The organism is Halococcus morrhuae DSM 1307, assembly GCF_000336695.1.
GTDB lineage: Archaea > Halobacteriota > Halobacteria > Halobacteriales > Halococcaceae > Halococcus > Halococcus morrhuae.
The window spans coordinates 19,785-39,568 of the sequence record NZ_AOMC01000040.1; the positions used below are offsets into that span (position 1 = coordinate 19,785).

A 19,784-nucleotide genomic window follows, 5' to 3' on the forward strand; every position below is an offset into this window, starting at 1 on the left:
TCAGTTCGTCGGGAACGGGTCGTCGAACGCGCGATTCTCTGGTTCATCGCCGAGCAGACAGTCGTCCAGAGCGGCGACGATCCCCTCCTCGTCCATCCCGCTGCCGATGAACACGAGTCGGGTGCGGCGGTCGTCATCGTCGTTCCACTCTCCGATGGGGCCGGCCTGCACCGACGGTCCGGCCCGATTGAGCCCCATCACGTCGTCGCGTCCGGCGAGTCGGAAGACGCCTTTCGCCCGGATCACCGACTCGGTCCACGAGTCGAGCCACTCGTCGAGCCGTTCGGGGTGGAACGGCAGATCCGACGTGTAGACGAACGACGAGACGCCGTGGGCCGCGGCCGCCGGCCGGTCGTGGTCGTGGCCATCGCCCGCCAATGCCTGCTTCCAGCCGGCCGAGCGCGTGACGTCCGCGAAGTCGAATCGGTCGGTGTCGAGCACGAGTTCCGGATCGACGTCGGAACGCGTCGTCCGGACGATCTCGGCCCGGGACTGGAGCGTTCCGAGTGTCGCCTCGATCTCGTCGAGTCGTTCGTCGGGCACCATATCGCATTTGTTGAGAAGGAGGACGTCACAGAACTCGATCCCCTCCATCAGGACGTCCGCGAGCGGGCGGTCCATGTCGGATTCGGCCCCCGCGGGCAGCGACGCGCCGGCGTCGAACTCCTTCCAGAACCCGTACGCGTCGATCACCGACACCATCGTGTCGAGACGGTAGTGGTCGGTCGGATCGATGTCGCTCTCGTCGGAGCCCTCCAGGAACGTCCGCGCGACCGGCACCGGCTCGCTGATACCCGACGATTCGACCACCAGGACGTCGAAGCGACGGGTTTCGGCGAGTCGCGCGGCCTCGGTGAGCAGGTCGTCCTGGAGACGACAGCAGATGCAGCCGTTCGAGAGGTCGACGATGCCCGGGTCGTCGGCGTCGTCCGAGCGCGCGAGCAGTTCGGCGTCGACGTTCACCGCGCCCATGTCGTTGACGATGACGGCGATCTCGCGACCGCCGGGGGAGGCCAGCAATCGGTTGAGCAGCGTCGTCTTCCCCGCACCGAGCGGGCCGCTCACGACTGTGACGGGAATTGAGTCCGATGCCGTGATGTTCGTCATCATCCATCCTACGGGGCGGAGCTACTACACTCTTACAGCCACGTGCGATCTGCGTCCCCCGTCCTTTCTCTTCCCCTCCCCCACTTCCTTGCCTTCCCCCTACCACTCCATGCCGCCGTTGACCGCGAGGATTTGGCCGGTCATGTATTCGGAATCCTCGCAGGCGACGAACCGGATGATACCGGCGATATCCTCGACGCTGGCGAAGCGATCCAGCGGGATGCGCTGCCGGATCTTCTCCTTCACGTCGTCGGGAACGTCGTCCAGCATGTCGGTCTCGACGAACCCCGGCGCGACGCAGTTCGCGGTCGATCCCGAGCTGGCGAGTTCGAGTGCGATGGTGCGCGTGAAGCCGAACAACCCGCTCTTGGTCGCCGCGTAGTTCGCCTGTCCGTAGTTGCCTTGCTGGGCGACGACGCTCGAAACGTTGATCAACCGCCCATGCTCGGCGTCGCCGATGTCCTCGAAGAAGGCGTTCGTACAGTTGAAGACGCCACCCAGGTTCACGTCCATGACGCGCTGCCAGTCCTCGCGGCTCATGTTCGCGAACGTCCGATCGACGGTGATGCCGGCGTTGTTCACGAGCACGTCGATCGGGCCGAACAGCTCGTGGACCCGCTCGCGCAGGGCCTCGACTTCGTCCGGCTCGGCGACGTCGGCCTGGAGCGGAACGGCGGTCCCACCCTCGTCCTTGATGGTCTCTGCCGTCTCGTGGGCGGCAGCCTCCGACGATCGGTAGTTCACGACGACGGTCGCGCCGTTGCGACCGAGCTCCTCGGCGATTCCGCGTCCGATTCCCCGCGATCCACCCGTCACGACGCACGTTTGCTTCGAGTTCATTGTGGCGTTGCGAGCGTCGGAGGTCACTCGTCGGCGTCTCGATCGTCTCGCGACAATGCCCACGCGACAGCACCCCCGTGCCCTCACCGTCGACCACGACACGGGATCGAAAAGTCACACACCCTGATAACAACGGGGGGTTCATACCGGGCGGCTCACGTTCCGCCCGTTCCGTTCGCGCAGCGATGAGCCAGGGGTGGGATTTGAACCCACGAATTCTCGATTACAAATCGAGTGCTTGCACCACCCAAGCTCCCCTGGCGCACTCGCGGTTTACCCACGGCCCGATTTGTCGCTGTCGCTTTCGAGCGACTTCTCGAAGTCGATGCGATGTGGCTCGTAGCCCGCCCGCGTGTAAAAGCGCCGCGCCGCCTCGTTGGCCGCGAGCGTCGAGAGGGCGACGGCGTCGAAGCCCGCCGCGGCCAGTTCGCGCTCGGCCGCCGCGAGCAGCTCCGCGCCGATGCCCTCGTTTCGGCGCTCCGACCGGACGACGATGTTCCGGACGATACCGCGCGAGACGTCCTGCTCGAACCGCTCGGATTCGGGCCCAAACATGACGAACCCCACGACCACATCGTCCTCACGGGCGACCAACAGTCCACCGGCGATGATGTCGCGGACGATCGCCTCGCGGATGGTCGCCCGATTGGGCTCGGCGCGGAGATGCGAGCCGAACGCGCGCTGATCGCGGGCGAGTTCGACCCACAGCTCCGCGATCTCGCCCGCGGCCGTGGTGTCGGGCGCTTCGATGGTCACTCGTCGAGCGCCTCGACAGCGGGAAGCGAGTCGCCAGCGAGCAGCGCGAGTGACGCGCCGCCGCCGGTGCTCACGTGCGAGAACCCATCGATACCCAGTCGCCGGATCGCCGCCGCCGTGTCGCCGCCGCCGACGATGCTGTGATCGGCCTCGCTGGCCGTCGAGTAGAGCTCGCGCGTCCCGTGGGCGAACGTCTCCTCCTCGAAGACGCCCGCCGGTCCGTTCAGGATCACCGTGCCGGCGTCGTCGAGAATCTCGGAATAGGCGGCGACGGTCTCGCTACCGACGTCCATCGCCGGCGTCTCGGTCTCCTGGGGCAGTTCCGCGACGGGGATCTCGTGGCGCTCGCCGTTTCGCTCGATCGCGACGTCCGCCGGAACCCGGAGTTCGTCGTGGGCATCGAGCAGTTCGCCCGCGCGGTCGATCTCGTCCCAGTAGCCCTGATCGTAGACGAACTCGGCACTCGCGGTTCCCAGTTCCGCGCCGCTGGCGAGCAGGCAGACGTTACCGACGAGGCCCGCGGTCAGCACCGTGTCAGCGAGGCCGCGTTCGAGGACGCTCCGGGCAACACCGATCGAGTCGCCGACCTTCGCGCCGCCGAGCAGGTAGACGCGAGGGCGCGGGGTGTCCTCGATGGTCGCAAGCACGTCGAGTTCGCGCTCCATCACCCGGCCGGCGTAGCCCGGTAGTCGCTGTGGAAAGCCGACGAGCGAGGGCTGTGAGCGGTGGGCGGCGGCGAAGGCGTCGTTGACGTAGACGTCGAGCGCGGGCACGAGCCCCTCGACGAGATGGGTGTCGGCCGCGCGTTCGGGGTCGAACTCCATGTACTCCTCGGCGTAGAAGCGGGNAGTTCGCGCTCCATCACCCGGCCGGCGTAGCCCGGTAGTCGCTGTGGAAAGCCGACGAGCGAGGGCTGTGAGCGGGGGGCGGCGGCGAAGGCGTCGTTGACGTAGACGTCGAGCGCGGGCACGAGCCCCTCGACGAGATGGGTGTCGGCCGCGCGTTCGGGGTCGAACTCCATGTACTCCTCGGCGTAGAAGCGGGTGTTTTCGAGCAGGACGGCTTCCCCGTCTTCGAGTTCGGCGACGCGCTCCCTGGCAGCGGCCGAGAAGGTGGCGTCGCAGTAGTCGACGGAGAAGGAGAGCAGTTCGTCGAGACGGTCGGCGTGGGCGGTGAGCGTCGAGAAATCGTCGTCGCCGGGACGGCCCTGATGGGCGAGAATCGCCACGCGTGCGCCGCGTTCGAGCAGCTCCGAGAGGGTCTCGACGTGGGCGCGCAGGCGGGCGTCGTCGGCCAACCCCGTCTCGGAGAGCGGGCTGTTGATGTCGATGCGCACCCCGACGGCGACGCCCTCACAGTCGAGGTCGTCGAGGGTTCGGATCATTGTGCGCCCTCCTTCGGCCGCCGGCAAATCCCTTTCCCTCCCGATCGCCGGACGGAGGGAGCAACACTTATTACGGTCTCCCCCACCGTTTCATGTGTACTCATATCATGGGGATTGCTGAAACCTACTCTCGCGGCCGGAGCGTCGTCGCCGAACGACCCCTCACACTGCTGGTCGCGGTCGTCTGCGTGCTGTTGGCGGTCGATCTGGTTTCGAAACTACTGGGCGGCTCGCTGTCGGTGCTCAGCCTCGCCGTCTTCCTCAAGGACGGGCTGATCCTCGGACTGGTCATCGGGCTCGCGGGGGTCGGGCTCTCGATGACGTATTCGATCCTCGGCTTTCCCAACTTCGCTCACGGAGACTACATCTCCAGCGGCGCGTTCGCCGGCTGGGCGACCACCTACGTGATCGCGGGGTTCGGCACGGTATCGGTCGGCGATCTCCTCCTGCTCGGCGTCAGCGGCGACGCGAGCGCGGGTAGCGTCGGCGTGAGCGTCGTCTCGACGCCGCTGGCGGTCGTCGCGGGGCTCGTCATGGCGGTCGTGTTCACCATCGCGCTCACCCTGCTCATCGATCGACTCGTCTACAAGCCGATGCGCGATCAGGAGGGGATCTCGCTGCTCATCGCGAGCGTCGGCGTCGCGCTCGCGCTGCGCTATCTGATCGCGTTCGTCTTCGGCACCAGTCGGCCGGGCATCACCGGTGGGTCGATCCCCGGGATCGCCGTTCCCGGTGTCGGCATCCGGATCAACGCCCACGAGGCGACGCTCGCGATCTGTGCGATCGGCCTGCTGGTCGGCGTTCACGTCGTCCTCCAGTACACGAAGCTCGGGACGGCGATGCGCGCGATGGCCGACAACCGCGATCTCGCGCGCGTCACCGGCATTCCCACCGAGCGCGTCGTCCGCGCGACGTGGGTCATCGGCGGCGGGCTCACCGGCGCAGCGGGCTATCTCATCACGCTCGAAACGGGCACCATCGCCTTCGACTTCGGCTGGGTGCTCCTTCTCCTCATTTTCGCGGCGGTCATTCTGGGCGGCATCGGCTCGGTCTACGGCGCGATGTTCGGCGGGTTGCTCATCGGGCTCGCGAGCACGGTGTCGCTGGTCTGGATACCATCCGATTTCACCACCGTCGCGGCCTTCCTCGTCATGATATTCATGCTGTTGGTCAAACCGTCGGGGCTGTTCGGCGGGGTGACGACCGCATGACCGACCCGCGGTACGTACCGCCGTCATCAATCGTGTACGCGATCAACGGGGTGGACGACCGATGAGTAGCGCCACCGAGCGGGTCGCGGCCCGTCTGCCCGACAACGACGCCGTGTTGATCCTCGGCGTGCTGTTCGGGCTGTACGTCGGCTTCACGGTGTTGGGGATGGCGCTCGGGCTCGATATCGCGGGGCTTGCGAGCACATTGCAACGAATCACCTTCTTCGCGGCCGTCTACGCGCTGCTCGCGCTCGCCTTGAATCTCCAGTGGGGCTACGCCGGCCTGCTCAACATCGGCGTCGCGGGGTTCATGGCCGTCGGCGTCTACACGATGGCGATGCTCACCGCACCCGCGAGCCCCGCGGCGGGCGGCGTCCCCGGGCTCGGTCTTCCACTCTGGGTCGGCGTCGTCGGCGGGATGGTCGCGGCGGCGCTCGTCGGCGCGCTCGCGGCGCTACCCGCACTCAGACTCAAGGCAGACTATCTGGCCATCGTCACGCTCGGCCTCTCCGAAATTATCCGGCTCACGTACAACTCCACCACCTTCCAGACCTTCTCGATCGCGGGTGCCGACCTCGGCACCGGTGCCTCACAGGGCATCCAGACGCCGACCAACCCCGTAATGGCGCTCTACTACACGACGCCATCGAGCCCCGCCGCCGGCAAAACGGGGCTCGGCGAGGCCGTCTTCGGCTTCTTCAAAACGCTTGGACTTGACGAACCGGTCGTCGTCGACTGGACCTACACGATCGTGCTCGTGATCTTCGTCGGCCTGTTCTATCTCCTGCTCACGCGCGTCGGCAACTCGCCGTTCGGACGGGTGCTCAAGGCCATCCGCGAGGACGAACTCGTGGCGAGCTCGCTCGGGAAGAACACGAACCGGTTCAAGATCAAGACGTTCATGCTCGGCTGTGCGCTGATGGGGTTAGGAGGGATTCTCTGGCAGGGGAGTCAACAACTCGTCAACCCCGCACTGTTCCTCCCGATCATCACCTTCTACGTCTTCATCGCGCTGATCATCGGTGGCTCTGGCTCGAACACCGGCAGCGTCATCGGCGGCGCGCTGTTCGCCGGGCTGCTGTTCGAGGGGCCGACGTTCGTCCGCCGGCTCGTCCAACAGACCGTCGACCTCGGCGGCGCGCCGAACACGTTCACCGACGCGATCGCCGCGCTCGGCTCGCTGGATGTCGGGCCGCTGCTCGCCTACACGCTCGCCGACGTCTCCAGCCTCCGGTTCGTGCTCGTCGGGGTGGTGTTGGTCTATCTCGTGCAGAACCGACCCGATGGACTGCTCGGCCACCGCAAGGAGACCGCCGCGGCCGTCTCGCTCGCGCGCGAGCGGACCGCGGCCGGCCAAGCAGACGGCGGCGAGACGGAGGTCGACGATGAGTGAAAGCGATACGGGGGTGGCGATCGAGGGTGAGAACCCCGAGGAGATCACGGATATCGATCCCGAAGAGGACTCGGACGTCGAGCGTGCTGCCCGCGAGATACCGCCCGGGCGACCGCTCCGGGTCGACGATCTCCGCATGGAGTTCGGCGGACTGACGGCGGTCGACGGGGCCGGCTTCGCCATCGAGGAGGGATCACTCACGGGGTTGATCGGGCCGAACGGCGCTGGCAAATCGACCACGTTCGACTGTATCACGGGCGTCCATCGCCCGACCGGTGGCTCGGTGAAGCTCCACAACGAGGAGATCACGGGCCTGCAGCCGTACGAGATCGCCGCCCGTGGACTCGTTCGTACGTTTCAGATCACGCGCGAACTGCAGGAGATGACGGTCCTCGAAAACATGCTGCTCGCGCCGCGCGGCCAGCAGGGTGAGTCGCTCTGGCGGGCGGTGCTGCCGGGCGTACGCCGGTCGGTACAGGCCCAGGAGCGCGAGCTGCGCGAGCGGGCGTGGGAGACGCTCGAATTCTTCGAGATCGATCATCTCGCCGAGGAGTACGCGGGCAATCTCTCGGGCGGCCAGCGCAAACTGCTGGAGATGGCCCGTGCGCTGCTGACCGATCCGGAGGTCGTCCTGCTCGACGAGCCGCTCGCAGGGGTCAATCCGACGCTCGAACGCAAACTCCTCGAACGGATCGACGAACTCCGCGAACAGGGCTACACCTTCCTGCTGGTCGAACACGACATGGACGTGATCATGGAGAACTGCGAGCGCGTCATCGTCATGCACCAGGGGCGCGTGCTCGCCGACGACGCGCCGGCGGCGATCCGCGAGAACGAGCAGGTGATCGACGCCTATCTGGGGGCGAACGTATGAGCGATGAACACGCAATCACGGACGACACGGAGACGGGCGAAAGCGACGCGACCACCGACGGCCTGCTCTCGATCACCGATCTCGACGCGGGCTACGGCGATCTGCAGATCCTCTCGGCGTTGGATCTCGCGGTCGGTTCCGGAGAGTACGTCAGCATCGTCGGGCCGAACGGCGCTGGCAAGTCGACGGTGATGAAGGCGATTTTCGGATTGGCGACCCACATGGATGGCTCGATTGCCTTCGACGACGAGGGGATCGGCGGTCTCGCTCCCGAGGAAGTGATCCGCCGGGGCGTGAGCTACGTCCCACAGAACGAGAACGTCTTCGCCGGGCTCTCGGTGCGCGAGAACCTGGAGATGGGCGCGTATATCCTCGATTCGGTGCCCGAGGAGCGTCTCGCGGACGTCTTCGAACGCTTCCCGATCCTCGAAGAGCGCCAGTCCCAGCGTGCGGGCACCCTCTCGGGCGGGCAGCGCCAGATGCTGGCGATGGGACGGGCACTGATGCTCGATCCCGACCTCCTCCTGCTCGACGAGCCGTCGGCCGGGCTCGCACCCGATCTCGTCGACGAGATGTTCGATCGGATCGACGCCATCAACGACGCCGGGACGGCCGTGCTGATGGTCGAACAGAACGCGATCGAGGCGCTCTCGCGCTGTGACCGTGGCTACGTGCTCGTCCAGGGCCAGAACCGCTTCACCGACTCCGGCGCGGCACTACTCGACAACGACGAGGTCCGCCGGGAGTTCCTCGGCGGCTGAAACGCCCGTTCAGGCGCTCGTCGTGCCCGCGCTGCTGTTGTTGCCACCGCCGCCACCGCCGCCGGCTTCGAACTCGACGGTGTCCTGCTGTTCGATGTCGCCACCCTCGGTGTAGCTGAAGATCTCGTAGCCGACCGACTGCATGTCGCCGTTCTCGTCGAAGTTGACGCTGCTCGATGCGCCCTGATAGTTGATGTCGTCGCCGTTGGCGGCCATCCCGATCCCCTCGGCGAGATTTTTCGGCGTGACTTCAGCTCCGCCGGGGTTCGCGACCGGATCCATGTTCTGCTGGACGGCCGAGCCGGTGTTCTCGCCGGCCGCGGCGATGGCGAGCATCTGGACCGCGGTCGCGTCGTAGGCCTGCGAGGTGAACACGCCGGGTTCGTTGCCGAACTCGTCCTTGAACGATTTCGTGAAGAACTGCTTGGCCGGTCCGGCGGCGATCGGCGCGGTGCCGACGACGTTCGTCATGGACTGGCCGACGTCGCTCGGCAGTTCGGGCGCGCGCAGCCCGTCGGTGACGAGGATGGTCGTGTCGCGGCCGTAGTTCGAGTAGAAATCGCGGAACAGCTGGTTGCCGCTCTCGGGATAGCCGATGACCAGCAGTCCGTCGGGGCTCGACGACATCGCCTCCTGCAGCTTCGAGCTGTACGACGACTGTGCCTTCTCGAAGGAGACCTGCGCCGGGACGTTGCCGTCGAACGCCTGGACGAAACTGTCGGCGAGCGCCTGGCCGTAGGAGTTGTTGACGAACATCGCCGACACCGCCGCTGCGTTGACGCGCTGGCTGGCGACCCGTGCGAGCACCTCACCCTGCAGCGCGTCGCTCGGTGCCGTCCGGTAGACGTAGCCGTTGTCCTGCAGGCCGGTGATCGCCGGCGAGGTGCTCGCCGGCGGGGTCAGGACGACCTGATTGGGGATCGTGACGTTCTTCGCGACCTGAATCGACGTTTCCGAGGAGGCTGCACCCGTTATCGCCGGGAAGCCCGCATCGACGAGCGCTTGGGCAGCGCTGATACCTGCCTGCGGGTCCGTCTGCGTGTCCTCGATCTGTGTCTCGATGGAGAACTCCATGTCGGCGTTCTGTAACTGTCGTGCCGGCAGCTGCGCGGCCTTCTGGATCGGTTTGCCGACCGATGCGAGGTCGCCAGTCGTCGGCTGGAGAATGCCGATCTTGATCGTCTGACCACCACCCCCGCCCCCGCCACCGCTTCCGTTGCCGCCCCCGCCACCGCCGCTGGTACCTGTCCCGTTACTGCCGCCGCTTCCGTTACCGCCGCCACCGCCGATACAGCCGGCGAAGCCGGCGAGACCCGCAGCTCCGACACCGACGAGGAACTTGCGCCGATTGGTAGTTCGTGCCATGTCACCAGTATGTTCCCTGATGGCAATATAAATCTTGCCTCTAGGACCGACCGCCGGGAGCGGGTTTCAGTTCTCGCGGCAGTTCGCACAGATCGACTGACCGTTCACGGTCACGAGATCATGCGTAAGCGTCCCACAGTGTTCACAGATCCCCTGTGTGTCGTAGGTCGGGGATGGGTCGGTCGCCGTCGAGACGGTTCCTTCCTCGGCGACGGGCGCGATCGTCGAGGCGGTGGCGATGTCGTACGCCGAGACCACGCCCACCGGTTCGTCCTCGACGACGAGCAGCCAGTCGACCTCCTCGCGGGCCATCGCCTCGGCTGCTGCCGTGAGCGAGGCATTGGAGGCGACCCGAACGATCCCGTCGTCCATGGCGTCCGTCACCGTCGCCGCCGCGGGGTCGGTTTCGCCGACGAGCAGCGAAAGCGCATCGCGTTCGTCGAGCGCCCCGACGGGGTCGCGTCCGCGGAGGACGACCGCACAGTCAGCAGCCTCGTCGAGGAGCAGTTCGACCGTTTCGAGCAGGTCGTCGCTCTCGCTCACCCCGAGGAACTCCCGGGTCATGATCTCCCGCACGGTGATAGCACTGCTCATACCGGTCCGTTCCAGCCGTGCGTGCTAAAAAGTATCTCCAGTAGGGTTAAGAGCGCCGCCGTTCTATCTCATTGGTCGCCGAACACGACGTCACGGCCGTCGTACCGACAGGTTTCGAGGGCGTGTTTGGCGGCCATGCCCGCCGACTGGGCGTCCGCCGCCCGACCGACGCCGACCTTGAGCTCGACGCCGACCGCCTCGCTGACGTGATCGATGGCGTCGTGATACTGCTCGGCGTCGAGATCCGGACAGGTGGCGATGATGTTGTCGCCGCCGACGAAAAACGACAGCGAGTCGTGCGTCTCGCGGAGATAGCGCATCAGCTCGGCGTAGCTCTGTTCGATGTTGATGAACGTATCGAACTCGTTCAACCTGTCCGTATATTTTCCGGTGGCGTCGTTCACGTCGAAGTGGGCGATCTGGACGTCTTCTGCGGTGCGATCCGGGTCGGCGACCGGTTCGCCGCGGAGTATCTCGCGGCGATCGCTGGCCTGTGCGCTGCCAGCAGCCTGAAGCTGTTCGCTCGCGGTCTCGATCGCCGTCGCCGGCGTCTCGCCGGTGCCGATCGAGAGGCTCACCGTCACCGGATAGCGGTTGCCGATCGATTCCTGGATGAGCGCGTGGGCATCCGTGTCGATCCCGTTCGTGACGGCCACCATGTTGTCGAACCGCGAGAAGAAGACGTAGCCATCGCGGTTGCCGAACAGCTGTGAGAGGTCGGCGTACAGCCGCGATTGGAGGGTCTGGAGGTCGACTTCGCGCCGCGGTTCCGGCGTCACCGTCCATGGGCCGTAGTTGTCGATCTGGATCAGTGTGAGCTGCGTGTTCGTCACGGTTGTGAGCGGTTGGCAGCGGGGCGGTATCGGCGCTTCGATCGACGACGGCTCAGAGGGATCATCAGGCCACTCCATAGTTTTGTGCGAATCCCCTCCAGTAGTTGGGAGAGATAGCGTGCTGCATAGAGGCTCTATCAGCAGCTCATGCGACCGGCTGCTTCACCTGCGTACAATCGAAATCGTGGTATCACGACCCTCGGAAGCGTTATCCCCGGCAGCGCTCTATGACCGGATGTAATGACGAAAGGTACGGTTGATTTCTTCAACGATCAGGGCGGCTACGGCTTTATCAAAGTCGACGAGGACGAGGAAACGGATCTCGATGACGACGAGGACGTGTTCTATCACATGGAAGACATCGGCGGTTCGGATCTCGAAGAAGACACGGATGTGGAATTCGAAATCGAACAGTCGCAGAAGGGCCCGCGCGCGAGCAATCTCACCCGACTGTAAGCGAAAGCGATAACCAACAGTTCGAATTTTTAGTGCATAACAGTCCGATGAGCGCTGGCTGTAAGCATTTCTGGCGTGTGATTGATCCGGGTATCCTGGACGAGACCGATAGTCGGGACGACGGATAGAGATGGTGGGCGAGATACAGAGAATGCATCTTGCAGGTTCCGGCTCATGCTTATCCCGCCTGCGCCGCGGTGGGGGAAGGAGGACTGTGAACGCTCACAATCCGTGATGATTCGCACGGCTGAATTTATACCCTCGGAACCAACATCAAGATGCGCGGATGCTTTCTCGAAGCTCAGTACTCCTTGAGGAGTACACATGGCCAGAGGTTGAGACCGCTCTTGAACAAGGAACACGGACGGCAGTTGTAGCCGTTGGATCAGTTGAGCAACATGGACCGCACCTCCCACTGATTATGGATACTCTTCAAGGCGATGAACTCTCACGACGAATCGCTGAGAAACTTGGCGATGCACTCGCCGCCCCAACGATTCGGCCCGGCTGTTCAGGCCATCATATGGAATTTCCGGGAACCATCACAATTCCAGCCGAGACGCTGATGAACATTATTCGTTCGTACTGCCGGTCATTAGATGAACACGGCTTCGAACACATCGTTCTCGTAGCCGCTCACGGGGGCAATTTCGCGCCCGTCAACACTGTCGCACCAGAGATTGCCCGAGAGATCGACGCGAACGTAATCGCCCTCGCGGACCTTGACGAACTCATGTCACTACAGAATGAGGGACTCAGTGAGGCGGGCATCGAGTACGAAGAACCTGTAATTCACGCAGGTGCCATAGAAACGGCTGTTGTGCTGGCAGTGAACGAGGGACTCGTCCGAACGGATAGAATTGAGGTCGGTCACGAGGAGGAAATCACTACCTCCCAACTACTCAGTGAAGGTTTCAAGGCAATCACTGAAAACGGCGTGCTCGGTGATCCCCGAGAGGCGACTCCCGAGGCCGGGGAAGCAATTCTCGATACGATAGCGACTGCATATGTCGAGCAGATCGAAACTGAGCGCGATGCTGTCCGAAAACTGTAATTGTCTGAACCCCTGTCAGCAGCCCCGCATCGTTTAATTCCGAACGCCCCTGTCAGCAAGATCGGTCGTTTTCTGACCGACGACAGATTTCCACTCTGAACCCGGAGATTTGCCGGTCGGATGGTTGTAACCACTAGCGTTCTCCGTCGCTAAATGGTCAAAATGCATTTTTGTATATAGATGAGATCCCATGTCCAACTAAGCTGACTCCTATGACAATGAGAAATATCGTAACTATCACACCATCGTAGATCAGTATCGAAGCGAGACAGCAGATACCAACTATCGCTTCTGTGAGACCCCAGCCAGAGGCATTGCCCTGAAAGAAGGTTTTGGATCTACTGGTCATAATTGTCTATTGATTTGATGAGTACGTTAGTCTTGTCTTCGACCAACCGGAATACTACCCTGTCAGCAAGCAAGTGGCTGCTGACAGGGTGCTATTCTTGTTCCCTCACTGGTTGTCGGTCGGAACGTTCATTTTCCACTCTCTTTGGCCCCATAGACGACTTGAGCCGGTGTTCCAACTCATCTTCAGAGATTTCGCCCTGTACGTATTGCTTCTTCAGCGTGTCGAGAGGGTCATCTCTCTCGGGTCTGTCCTCTTCCTCGCTCGAAACGTAGGATGCAAGCGAGGAGCGCGACAGAATAGCGATAACGCCGATACAGAGTAGGATTGCCGTTGATAGTACTGAGAGACCACTTGCAGCTAGAGCAACAAGAACAGCAAGTAGAATTGCTATAAGTGCTATTGTATTGACTGAATGGCTCCAGTGATCGACTAGCTCCATATGTCGCGTTTCGTTTGGAGTCTTAAAACTCTGCATCAGCATCGGATTCCACGTATCAAGGTTGGAGGGTCCGACTTCTGTAGGAGAGATTGTATTTTGTCGGCCTCAGGGCTGGCGGGATAAGTATGAGCGTGGGACGTGCAAGATACGCGCCCTGCATCTCACACACCGATTTCAGAAATCGAGTATCTGTAACGTGAAACTCCCGAATATCAGTGCCAATCCCTCTCAGATGTGTTTGAACACGCCCTTGACGAGCGTGAGCGCACCCTGATCCCAGGCGACGCGGTGGTCCAATCCTGTGCCCTCGCTTTCGGGATCGTCGTAGTTCTCGAGATACCACTCGTAGGTCTCGACGAGCGCCTCCTTGTTCGAGTATTTCGGCTCCCAGCCGAGCGACTGGAGCTTCTCGACGGAGACATAGGAATCCTCGTGGGCGGTCTCGTAGACCCAGGGGTACAGCGGCGAGAGGTTGAGTTTTTCGAGCACGCGCAGGGCGAACACCGTCAGCGGCGTCGGCGTTCCGACGGTGCGCTTGCCGGTGCCCGCGTAATCGATCGGTGCCTGGAAGTCCTCCTTCATCGTACCGAACTCCTCGGCACCGACGTTGAACGTGGTGTTCACGTCGCTCTCGTCCTTCGCGAACATGAACTCCATCGCGCGCACGAGATCGTAGACGTGCATCAGCTGGTACTGGTTGTTGCCCCAGCCGACCATCGGCACGTTCGCGCCCGACTCGATCCAGTCGAACAGGACCTGAAAGACGCCGAGGCGCTTGGGCCCGATGAACGTCTTCGGGCGCAGGATGGGGACGCAGAGACCCATCCGGCGGAAGTCACGGCAGATCTTCTCGGCTTCGATCTTCGCCTCGCCGTAGGGACCCACACCATCCAGAGGTGACTCCTCGGTGATGGGATGGTGGTCGTGAGTGCCGTAGACGGCCGTCGAGGAGACGTAGACGACGCGCTCGACGTCGGCTTCCTTGGCGGCCCAGAGCACGTTGCGCGTGCCGTCGATCGTCGTCTCGCGGATGCGCTGGTCGTCCCATAGCGGGAGCGCGGCGGCGGTGTGGACGATCGCGTCGGCGTCCACTTCGTCGATCGCGGCGCTGACCGTCTCCTCGTCGCGCACGTCGCCCTCGATGAAATCGACGCCATCGATCTCGTCCTCGGGTTTGAACGGTTTGAGATCGAACGCGGTCACGTCCCAGCCGCGCTCGGCGAAGTACTCACAGGTGTGGAGTCCGAGGAACCCCGTGCCGCCGGTGACGAGCAGCGAGCCGGGCTCGGCGAGTCGGTCGTCGTCGTGTGCGTGCGCTTGCATAGGCTCGCCGTAATGGGGGACGTTTCAACTATCTACCGATACGATACGACTGCCTGTGAGTGATTCTCACGCCTGAAACGGTCCGAAACGGTGCGTATCGATCGGTCAGGTTTATGTCTCGCGGCCGTGGATGAGGGCCAATGGGTGAGGCGCAGACACAGCAGGCCGGGTTCGTGCGCACGGCCGCCGGTCTCGCCTACGAGATCCGTCCGTGGCAGTGGTACAAACAGGGCGTGATCCTCATCGCCATCGTCTTCTCGAAGCAGCTGTTCGATCCGATGGCGTGGGGACGGGTCTCGATCGCCGTGGCGGCGTTCTGTGCGGTCGCCGGCGCGACCTACATCTTCAACGACATCAGCGACGTCGAGGAGGACCGCAAACATCCCGACAAGCGCAATCGTCCGATCGCGAGCGGGCAGGTAGGCGTCCAGACGGCGGGCGCGTTCGCGGTCGCCCTGCTCGTCGCGGGGTTCGCGCTCTCGTACACGCTCGGCCCGCTGTTCGTCGCGATCATCGTCGCCTATCTGGTCCAGAACGCGGCGTACTCGCTGTATCTCAAGGACGTCGTGCTGGTCGACGTGTTGCTCATCGCCATCGGGTTCGTGCTCCGGGCCGTGGCGGGCGTGGTCGCCATCGGCGTCGCGCTCAGCCCGTGGCTCGTCGTCTGTACGTTCCTCGCGGCACTCCTGCTGGCGCTCGGCAAGCGTCGCCACGAGTTCGCCGCCAGCGAGGTGCCCGGCGAGACGCGTGCGACGCTCGCCGACTACACGACCGAGACGCTCGATCAGCTGCTCGGGATCGTCATCTCGACGCTGTTGATGTCCTACTCGATCTACACGTTCACGGGCGCGAAGCTCGCGATGATGCTCACGCTGCCCTTCGCCTTCTTCGGCGTCTTCCGCTATCACCATCTCGTCTACACGACGAAGGCCGGCGCGTCGCCCGGCGCGCTGCTCGTCGATCGACAGCTGCTCGTCAACTTCGTCTTCTGGGGGCTGATCGCGGTCGTCGTCCTCTACGGTCGCCCGCGTGCGTGGCTCGTCGGGGTGTTCGGCTGATGCGCTACGATCTCCAGGTCCACACCGACGCCTCGCCGTGTTCGGCTACACCGCCGAAAAAGGTCGCCGCGGCCGCCGCGGACGCGGAACTCGACGGGATCGTCGTGACCGACCACGACACGCTCGCGAACGTCGACCGCGTCCGCGAGCATGCGCCGGATGGACTGGACGTCGTCTCGGGCGTCGAGGTGACGACCACGCAGGGCCACCTGCTCGGCATCGATATCGAGGAAGCCCCGCCGAAGACGGACCCGCTGACGGTCATCGACGAGATTCACGAGCAGAGCGGGATCGCAGTGCTTTCGCATCCGTTCGACACGATGCGGCAGTTCTACGACCGCGAACTACCGGCGATCGCAGCGGCGGTCGACGGCGTCGAGGCGACGAACTCCCGGTGTGTGCGCCCGCTGTTCAATCGGCAGGCGCGTGCGTTCGCCGCCCATCACGGGCTGGCGATCACGGGCGGCAGCGATGCCCACTTCCCGATGGAGGTCGGTCGCGCGGCAACCGAGTTCGACGGCACGCTCCGCGAGGCGATTCGCGAGGGAACGACGACGCCGTGCGGGCACGGGCGCTATCTCTCGGGGCACGTCGCAACGAAGGTCCAACAGGCGCGACGGGCGATCGGAGGGCTGCGATGAGCGACACGCTGGAGGGAGCGAGCAAGGACGAGTCGAGGGGACGCATCCGCCGGCTCGTGAGCGACCACGGCGTCTGGGTGACGGCGGTGTTGACTGTGGTGGTGTTCGCAGCGCTGTTCGTCCTCGCCGACGCCGAGAAGGTGATCGCGGCCTTCTCGGAATTCGAGCTCTGGGCGTTCGGAGCCGTCGTTCTCCTGACGACCGTCGGCTACGGCTTTCGCTTCGCCAAGTGGGAGTTCTACCTGCGCGAGCTCGATATCCACGTGCCCCTGAAGACGAGTCTCACGGTGTTCTTCAGCGGGCTGATGATGGTCGTCACGCCAGGAAAGGCGGGCGAGGTCTGGAAGGCGTGGCTGCTGCGCGACGAGGCGGGCGTACCAGCGAGTCGGACGACCTCCGTCGTGGGGGCCGAACGCATCACCGATCTGCTCTCGCTGTCGCTGCTGGCCGCGCTCGGCGTCGTCGCCTACGGGCGCTCGCCCGCGGTGTTGGTGGCGGTCGCCGTCGTCTTCGCGCTCGGGATCGGGCTGCTCCAGTGGCGGGCGGGCTGTCTCCGTCTGCTTTCGTGGGTCGGATCGCTACCCGTCATCGGCGACTACGCCGAAGGGCTCGAAACGCTCTACGAGAGCACGTACAGACTCTTTCGGCTCCGCCCGCTCTCGGTGGCCACGCTGCTCGGCATCGTCGCGTGGGGACTCGAAGGCGTCGCGCTCTGGCTCACGCTCCGCGGGTTCGGCGTCGAGACTTCCCTGCTGGTCGGTCTGTTCGTCTTCGCGCTCGGCTCGGTCGTCGGCGCGGTGAGCATGCTGCCCGGCGGACTGGGTGCGGCCGAGGCGAGCATGACCGGCGTGCTCCTCACGTTCGGCATCGCCGAACCGATCGCGGTCGGCGCGACGATGGTCATCCGCGTCGGCACGCTCTGGTACGCCGCCATCCTCGGCTTCGTCGTGTTCAGCGCACACAAGCTCTTCACCGGGTCGAGCGCCGAAGCCTGACAGTCGGTCGGAGCCGGAACCGAAAATCGGACACAAATGGTTGCTGTGGCGCGCGCTCGCGCTCGTGTGCGAGCGGCGCGAGGCACGAACATAGTGAATGTGGTTCGAGACGCCGCAGGCGTCTCGTCATCTCGGAAGACCACAGTCTTCCGATGATTCTTCGAAGTGCCGAAGGCACTTCGAGATCACGAGAGAGCTTCGCTCTCTCGAACGACCTCGATGCGAACGGGGAGGGACGGATCCGTGAGCCAAGTGAGCGCCGAGCACGAACACTGTGTGAGGTCTGCACGAGCGTAGCGAGTGCAGGCTCGTCAGAACTTCGTTCTGAGGGTGGATGAGCGAGCGACCGGAAGGAGTGAGCGAATCGGTTGGGGAGGTATGTGGGCGGTTGGCGGTGCAGTAGCGGAAAACGACTGTCCGCGCGAACGAACGTGAGCGCGGTTCACTGCGAACGAGCACCGCGAGTGAGCAGGAGTTTTTAGTCCAGGTTTTTGGACGGGGGTTGAGCGCGCGAGTGAAACGAGCGCGCGATGCCCCCGTCTAAAAAAGTGGGGTTCTACCACCAGTAATCGCCGATCAACTGCATCAACAGTGCCTGTCCGAACACCGCTGCGGCGAGCAGTGCCCGTCGTGCTCGCGAGGCGTTCGTCGCGCGGAGTGCGGCGGCGACCGGTAGCAGGAGGAATGGATAGAGAAAGAGCACGCCGCGAGCGGTCTCGCCGGTATGGTAGACGCCGCCGACGAACAGGCCCAGGATCGAGACGACGGCAGCGCCGAAGAGCACGAGCGGTTCGCGATCGTGCGTGCTGAGGCCGCGTGCGCCCCGCCAGAGGACGCGCGTGCCGGCGATCGCGAGCAGTCCCAGGTAGGGTGTGAAAAACAGCGCGATCTCGGCGACGTCCTCGATGCGCGTGTAAAGATAGCGCAGCGGTTCGGCGAACAGGAGGAAGCCGCCGGGGTTCTGCTGCTGGGAGGCGGCGGCGAACGAGCTGAGATAGTTGAAGTCGAAGACGACCGCGAGCAGGGTATAGGTACCGAGCAATCCGATGAGGACGACCACGAACGGGCGGCGTTTCGCGGGACGGATGGCCGCGAACGCGGCGAGCACGGGAAGGACGAAGACGAAGACGAACGTCTGTGTCGAGGCGACGAAGACACAGGCGAGCGTGCCGAGCGCCGCGAGGAGCCGTGACTCGCGCGTGAAGCAGTAGATCGCCCCGAGCATCGCGACCGTGATGACGATGTCGAGCGTCGTCAGCGCGTAGATCTGGACGGCCGGCAGGAGGACGAACAGGAAGGTCGTGAACTGCGCGACATCGCGCGGATAGTACGTTTCGAGCAGTCGAAAGAGGAGTAGCGCCGCGAGTGCGAGCGAGAGCGTGCCGACGACGAGCGAGACCGCAAGCGACGACGGGAGCAGCACCTCGAAGAGATAGAAGGTGAACACCGCCCCTGGCGGATGCGTGCGCGCGTGTAACGGCAGGCTCAGCTGTTGCTGTTCGAACGTTTCGAGGAATCGGACGGGATCCACGACGGTGACGGCGGCCTCGTAGTAGCCGCCGGGGTCGGCGATGCCGATGGCCGCCCGTTCGTAGCTGCCCGGTGCCGAGAGCGGCCTGAGCAGCCCTGGCCCGACGCCGTGAGTGAGCGTCGTCAGCACGAGAAGAGCGATGCCGGCAACGATGACCGGAACGACGGAGTTACGGTCGGTACGGAGCAGGTAGACGGTTGCGACGAGGAAGACCGCGATCGCCACGACGGCGAGGATCGGCGCGTCCGGCAGGGGGATTCGATCGATACGGAGGGTGAACTTGCTGAACGGCCAGAACTTCGGAATGCGCGTGTTCGCGCCGAGCAGCTGGTGATCGACGAACTTGATGAGGACGTTGCAGAAGACGACCGTGGTGAGCGTCACCCAGCCGATCGCGAGAACGCGTCGGAGCGAAAAGAGGCCGGCGGAGTGACGTGTGGAGTCGGTGCCGCCGGTCATGCACGTCCATCCAGCCGACGGCGCTTAGGTGCTTTCGTCCGCGCCGAATGGGTGGTGAGTCCATCCGTTCTAGGCTAACTCTGAGATAGCCGAAGAACGCCAGTTGTTAGCGCTCTGAGAAGCCGGTGGAGAGTGAATGGAACTCCCACNCACCGGATACGGTGATAGAGGAGCGGTTAGTGGAAACGTTTCCGAACAGCCGGCTGCGCGAGCTTGCTCGCGCAACCGGGCTGATCCAGCGCGAGGGCGGGAAACTGAAAGCTGACGCCCTCTTCTGGTCGCTCGCTATCGGCTTCCTCTCCGATAACTACAGAACTCTTGAAGAATTCCGCCAGGCATACATCGAAACCTTCGGCGG

Annotated in this window: 20 protein-coding genes, 1 tRNA gene and 1 pseudogene; 10 read left to right on the forward strand and 12 right to left on the reverse strand. The window is 64.1% G+C overall.

All coding sequences use genetic code 11. From position 1 onward, the window contains the following. From C448_RS02025 to pgk (C448_RS02050), 6 genes are all read right to left on the reverse strand, one after another. A complete protein-coding gene (locus C448_RS02025; RefSeq protein ID WP_004051544.1) occupies positions 1–1,107 on the reverse strand; it encodes a CobW family GTP-binding protein in 1,107 nt (368 codons plus the stop codon). Between the two features lie 99 nt (positions 1,108–1,206). Next, positions 1,207–1,947, reverse strand: coding sequence for a 3-oxoacyl-ACP reductase FabG (gene fabG / locus C448_RS02030; RefSeq protein WP_004051545.1), 741 nt, complete (start codon positions 1,945–1,947; stop codon positions 1,207–1,209). A gap of 188 nt (positions 1,948–2,135) precedes the next feature. Beyond that, positions 2,136–2,209: transfer RNA gene (locus C448_RS02035), tRNA-Thr, on the reverse strand. A gap of 11 nt (positions 2,210–2,220) precedes the next feature. After that, a complete protein-coding gene (locus C448_RS02040) occupies positions 2,221–2,703 on the reverse strand; it encodes a GNAT family N-acetyltransferase (protein ID WP_004051546.1) in 483 nt (160 codons plus the stop codon). After that, entirely contained in the window at positions 2,700–3,368 is a 669-nt protein-coding gene (gene pgk / locus C448_RS02045; RefSeq protein ID WP_455429042.1) for a phosphoglycerate kinase, read from the reverse strand. Before pgk (C448_RS02045) ends, C448_RS02040 begins: the two co-directional genes overlap by 4 nt. Then, positions 3,368–4,087: a phosphoglycerate kinase gene (gene pgk, locus C448_RS02050; protein ID WP_455429041.1), complete on the reverse strand. Its 720-nt coding sequence runs from the start codon at positions 4,085–4,087 to the stop codon at positions 3,368–3,370. Before pgk (C448_RS02050) ends, pgk (C448_RS02045) begins: the two co-directional genes overlap by 1 nt. Before the next feature lie 107 nt (positions 4,088–4,194). Here pgk (C448_RS02050) and C448_RS02055 point away from each other — a divergent pair, with 107 nt between their 5' ends. The 4 genes from C448_RS02055 (at position 4,195) to C448_RS02070 (ending at position 8,326) form a co-directional block, all read left to right on the forward strand. Continuing rightward, the gene (locus C448_RS02055; protein WP_004051547.1) at positions 4,195–5,298 is read left to right on the forward strand and encodes a branched-chain amino acid ABC transporter permease; all 1,104 of its coding nucleotides are present in this window, start codon (positions 4,195–4,197) and stop codon (positions 5,296–5,298) included. Between the two features lie 61 nt (positions 5,299–5,359). Further along, positions 5,360–6,691: a branched-chain amino acid ABC transporter permease gene (locus C448_RS02060; RefSeq protein ID WP_004051548.1), complete on the forward strand. Its 1,332-nt coding sequence runs from the start codon at positions 5,360–5,362 to the stop codon at positions 6,689–6,691. Next, positions 6,684–7,565 carry an ABC transporter ATP-binding protein gene (locus C448_RS02065; RefSeq protein ID WP_004051549.1) on the forward strand — a complete coding sequence of 294 codons (882 nt, stop codon included), beginning with the start codon at positions 6,684–6,686 and terminating at the stop codon, positions 7,563–7,565. Before C448_RS02060 ends, C448_RS02065 begins: the two co-directional genes overlap by 8 nt. Next, positions 7,562–8,326 (forward strand): ABC transporter ATP-binding protein, encoded by a 765-nt coding sequence (locus C448_RS02070; protein ID WP_004051550.1) that lies wholly within the window; start codon positions 7,562–7,564, stop codon positions 8,324–8,326. Before C448_RS02065 ends, C448_RS02070 begins: the two co-directional genes overlap by 4 nt. Positions 8,327–8,335: 9 nt before the next feature. On the opposite strand, the gene C448_RS02075 is transcribed toward C448_RS02070, so the two are convergent. The 3 genes from C448_RS02075 to C448_RS02085 form a co-directional block, all read right to left on the reverse strand. Then, the gene (locus C448_RS02075) at positions 8,336–9,691 is read right to left on the reverse strand and encodes an ABC transporter substrate-binding protein (protein WP_004051551.1); all 1,356 of its coding nucleotides are present in this window, start codon (positions 9,689–9,691) and stop codon (positions 8,336–8,338) included. 66 nt (positions 9,692–9,757) lie between these two features. Beyond that, the gene (locus C448_RS02080) at positions 9,758–10,285 is read right to left on the reverse strand and encodes a CBS domain-containing protein (protein WP_004051552.1); all 528 of its coding nucleotides are present in this window, start codon (positions 10,283–10,285) and stop codon (positions 9,758–9,760) included. A 68-nt stretch (positions 10,286–10,353) separates the two neighbouring features. Further along, entirely contained in the window at positions 10,354–11,118 is a 765-nt protein-coding gene (locus C448_RS02085; RefSeq protein ID WP_004051553.1) for a GTP cyclohydrolase III, read from the reverse strand. A 240-nt stretch (positions 11,119–11,358) separates the two neighbouring features. Between C448_RS02085 and C448_RS02090 the strand changes: the two genes are divergently transcribed. Both C448_RS02090 and C448_RS02095 read left to right on the forward strand, forming a co-directional pair. Further along, positions 11,359–11,574, forward strand: coding sequence for a cold-shock protein (locus C448_RS02090; protein WP_004051554.1), 216 nt, complete (start codon positions 11,359–11,361; stop codon positions 11,572–11,574). Between the two features lie 286 nt (positions 11,575–11,860). Further along, a complete protein-coding gene (locus C448_RS02095; protein ID WP_049916026.1) occupies positions 11,861–12,628 on the forward strand; it encodes a creatininase family protein in 768 nt (255 codons plus the stop codon). Positions 12,629–13,068: 440 nt separating this feature from the next. Here C448_RS02095 and C448_RS15775 read toward each other — a convergent pair whose 3' ends face one another. Together C448_RS15775 and C448_RS02100 are read right to left on the reverse strand one after the other, a co-directional pair. Then, positions 13,069–13,419 carry a transcription elongation factor Spt5 gene (locus tag C448_RS15775; RefSeq protein ID WP_152415499.1) on the reverse strand — a complete coding sequence of 117 codons (351 nt, stop codon included), beginning with the start codon at positions 13,417–13,419 and terminating at the stop codon, positions 13,069–13,071. 228 nt (positions 13,420–13,647) lie between these two features. Further along, the gene (locus C448_RS02100) at positions 13,648–14,742 is read right to left on the reverse strand and encodes an NAD-dependent epimerase/dehydratase family protein (RefSeq protein ID WP_004051556.1); all 1,095 of its coding nucleotides are present in this window, start codon (positions 14,740–14,742) and stop codon (positions 13,648–13,650) included. Positions 14,743–14,882: 140 nt separating this feature from the next. On the opposite strand from C448_RS02100, the gene C448_RS02105 reads away from it, so the two are divergent. Genes C448_RS02105 through C448_RS02115 form a run of 3 tightly spaced genes read left to right on the forward strand, consistent with a single transcriptional unit; the run spans position 14,883 to position 17,436 of the window. Continuing rightward, on the forward strand, positions 14,883–15,800 hold the full coding sequence (locus C448_RS02105) for a decaprenyl-phosphate phosphoribosyltransferase (protein ID WP_004051557.1): 918 nt from the start codon (positions 14,883–14,885) through the stop codon (positions 15,798–15,800). Next, a complete protein-coding gene (locus tag C448_RS02110; RefSeq protein WP_004051558.1) occupies positions 15,800–16,441 on the forward strand; it encodes a PHP domain-containing protein in 642 nt (213 codons plus the stop codon). The genes C448_RS02105 and C448_RS02110 overlap by 1 nt, the downstream gene beginning before the upstream one ends. Then, positions 16,438–17,436 (forward strand): lysylphosphatidylglycerol synthase transmembrane domain-containing protein, encoded by a 999-nt coding sequence (locus tag C448_RS02115; protein ID WP_004051559.1) that lies wholly within the window; start codon positions 16,438–16,440, stop codon positions 17,434–17,436. The genes C448_RS02110 and C448_RS02115 overlap by 4 nt, the downstream gene beginning before the upstream one ends. Positions 17,437–17,992: 556 nt before the next feature. Here the strand turns inward: C448_RS02115 and C448_RS02120 are convergent. Continuing rightward, complete coding sequence (locus tag C448_RS02120; RefSeq protein WP_004051560.1) at positions 17,993–19,426, reverse strand: hypothetical protein; 1,434 nt, start codon at positions 19,424–19,426, stop codon at positions 17,993–17,995. Between the two features lie 161 nt (positions 19,427–19,587). On the opposite strand from C448_RS02120, the pseudogene C448_RS02125 reads away from it, so the two are divergent. Then, positions 19,588–19,784 (forward strand): annotated as a pseudogene (locus C448_RS02125) (IS4 family transposase); the annotation flags it as partial.

What these genes read in the sequence shown, in the direction of transcription:
- C448_RS02025 (WP_004051544.1), bottom strand. Translation starts at nt 1,107, where the DNA reads ATGACGAACATCACGGCATCGGACTCAATTCCCGTCACAGTCGTGAGC.
- fabG (WP_004051545.1), bottom strand. Translation starts at nt 1,947, where the DNA reads ATGAACTCGAAGCAAACGTGCGTCGTGACGGGTGGATCGCGGGGAATC.
- pgk (WP_455429042.1), bottom strand. Translation starts at nt 3,368, where the DNA reads ATGGAGCGCGAACTCGACGTGCTTGCGACCATCGAGGACACCCCGCGC.
- C448_RS02055 (WP_004051547.1), top strand. Translation starts at nt 4,195, where the DNA reads ATGGGGATTGCTGAAACCTACTCTCGCGGCCGGAGCGTCGTCGCCGAA.
- C448_RS02060 (WP_004051548.1), top strand. Translation starts at nt 5,360, where the DNA reads ATGAGTAGCGCCACCGAGCGGGTCGCGGCCCGTCTGCCCGACAACGAC.
- C448_RS02065 (WP_004051549.1), top strand. Translation starts at nt 6,684, where the DNA reads ATGAGTGAAAGCGATACGGGGGTGGCGATCGAGGGTGAGAACCCCGAG.
- C448_RS02070 (WP_004051550.1), top strand. Translation starts at nt 7,562, where the DNA reads ATGAGCGATGAACACGCAATCACGGACGACACGGAGACGGGCGAAAGC.
- C448_RS02075 (WP_004051551.1), bottom strand. Translation starts at nt 9,691, where the DNA reads ATGGCACGAACTACCAATCGGCGCAAGTTCCTCGTCGGTGTCGGAGCT.
- C448_RS02080 (WP_004051552.1), bottom strand. Translation starts at nt 10,285, where the DNA reads ATGAGCAGTGCTATCACCGTGCGGGAGATCATGACCCGGGAGTTCCTC.
- C448_RS02090 (WP_004051554.1), top strand. Translation starts at nt 11,359, where the DNA reads ATGACGAAAGGTACGGTTGATTTCTTCAACGATCAGGGCGGCTACGGC.
- C448_RS02095 (WP_049916026.1), top strand. Translation starts at nt 11,861, where the DNA reads ATGCTTTCTCGAAGCTCAGTACTCCTTGAGGAGTACACATGGCCAGAG.
- C448_RS15775 (WP_152415499.1), bottom strand. Translation starts at nt 13,419, where the DNA reads ATGGAGCTAGTCGATCACTGGAGCCATTCAGTCAATACAATAGCACTT.
- C448_RS02100 (WP_004051556.1), bottom strand. Translation starts at nt 14,742, where the DNA reads ATGCAAGCGCACGCACACGACGACGACCGACTCGCCGAGCCCGGCTCG.
- C448_RS02105 (WP_004051557.1), top strand. Translation starts at nt 14,883, where the DNA reads ATGGGTGAGGCGCAGACACAGCAGGCCGGGTTCGTGCGCACGGCCGCC.
- C448_RS02110 (WP_004051558.1), top strand. Translation starts at nt 15,800, where the DNA reads ATGCGCTACGATCTCCAGGTCCACACCGACGCCTCGCCGTGTTCGGCT.
- C448_RS02115 (WP_004051559.1), top strand. Translation starts at nt 16,438, where the DNA reads ATGAGCGACACGCTGGAGGGAGCGAGCAAGGACGAGTCGAGGGGACGC.
- C448_RS02120 (WP_004051560.1), bottom strand. Translation starts at nt 19,426, where the DNA reads ATGACCGGCGGCACCGACTCCACACGTCACTCCGCCGGCCTCTTTTCG.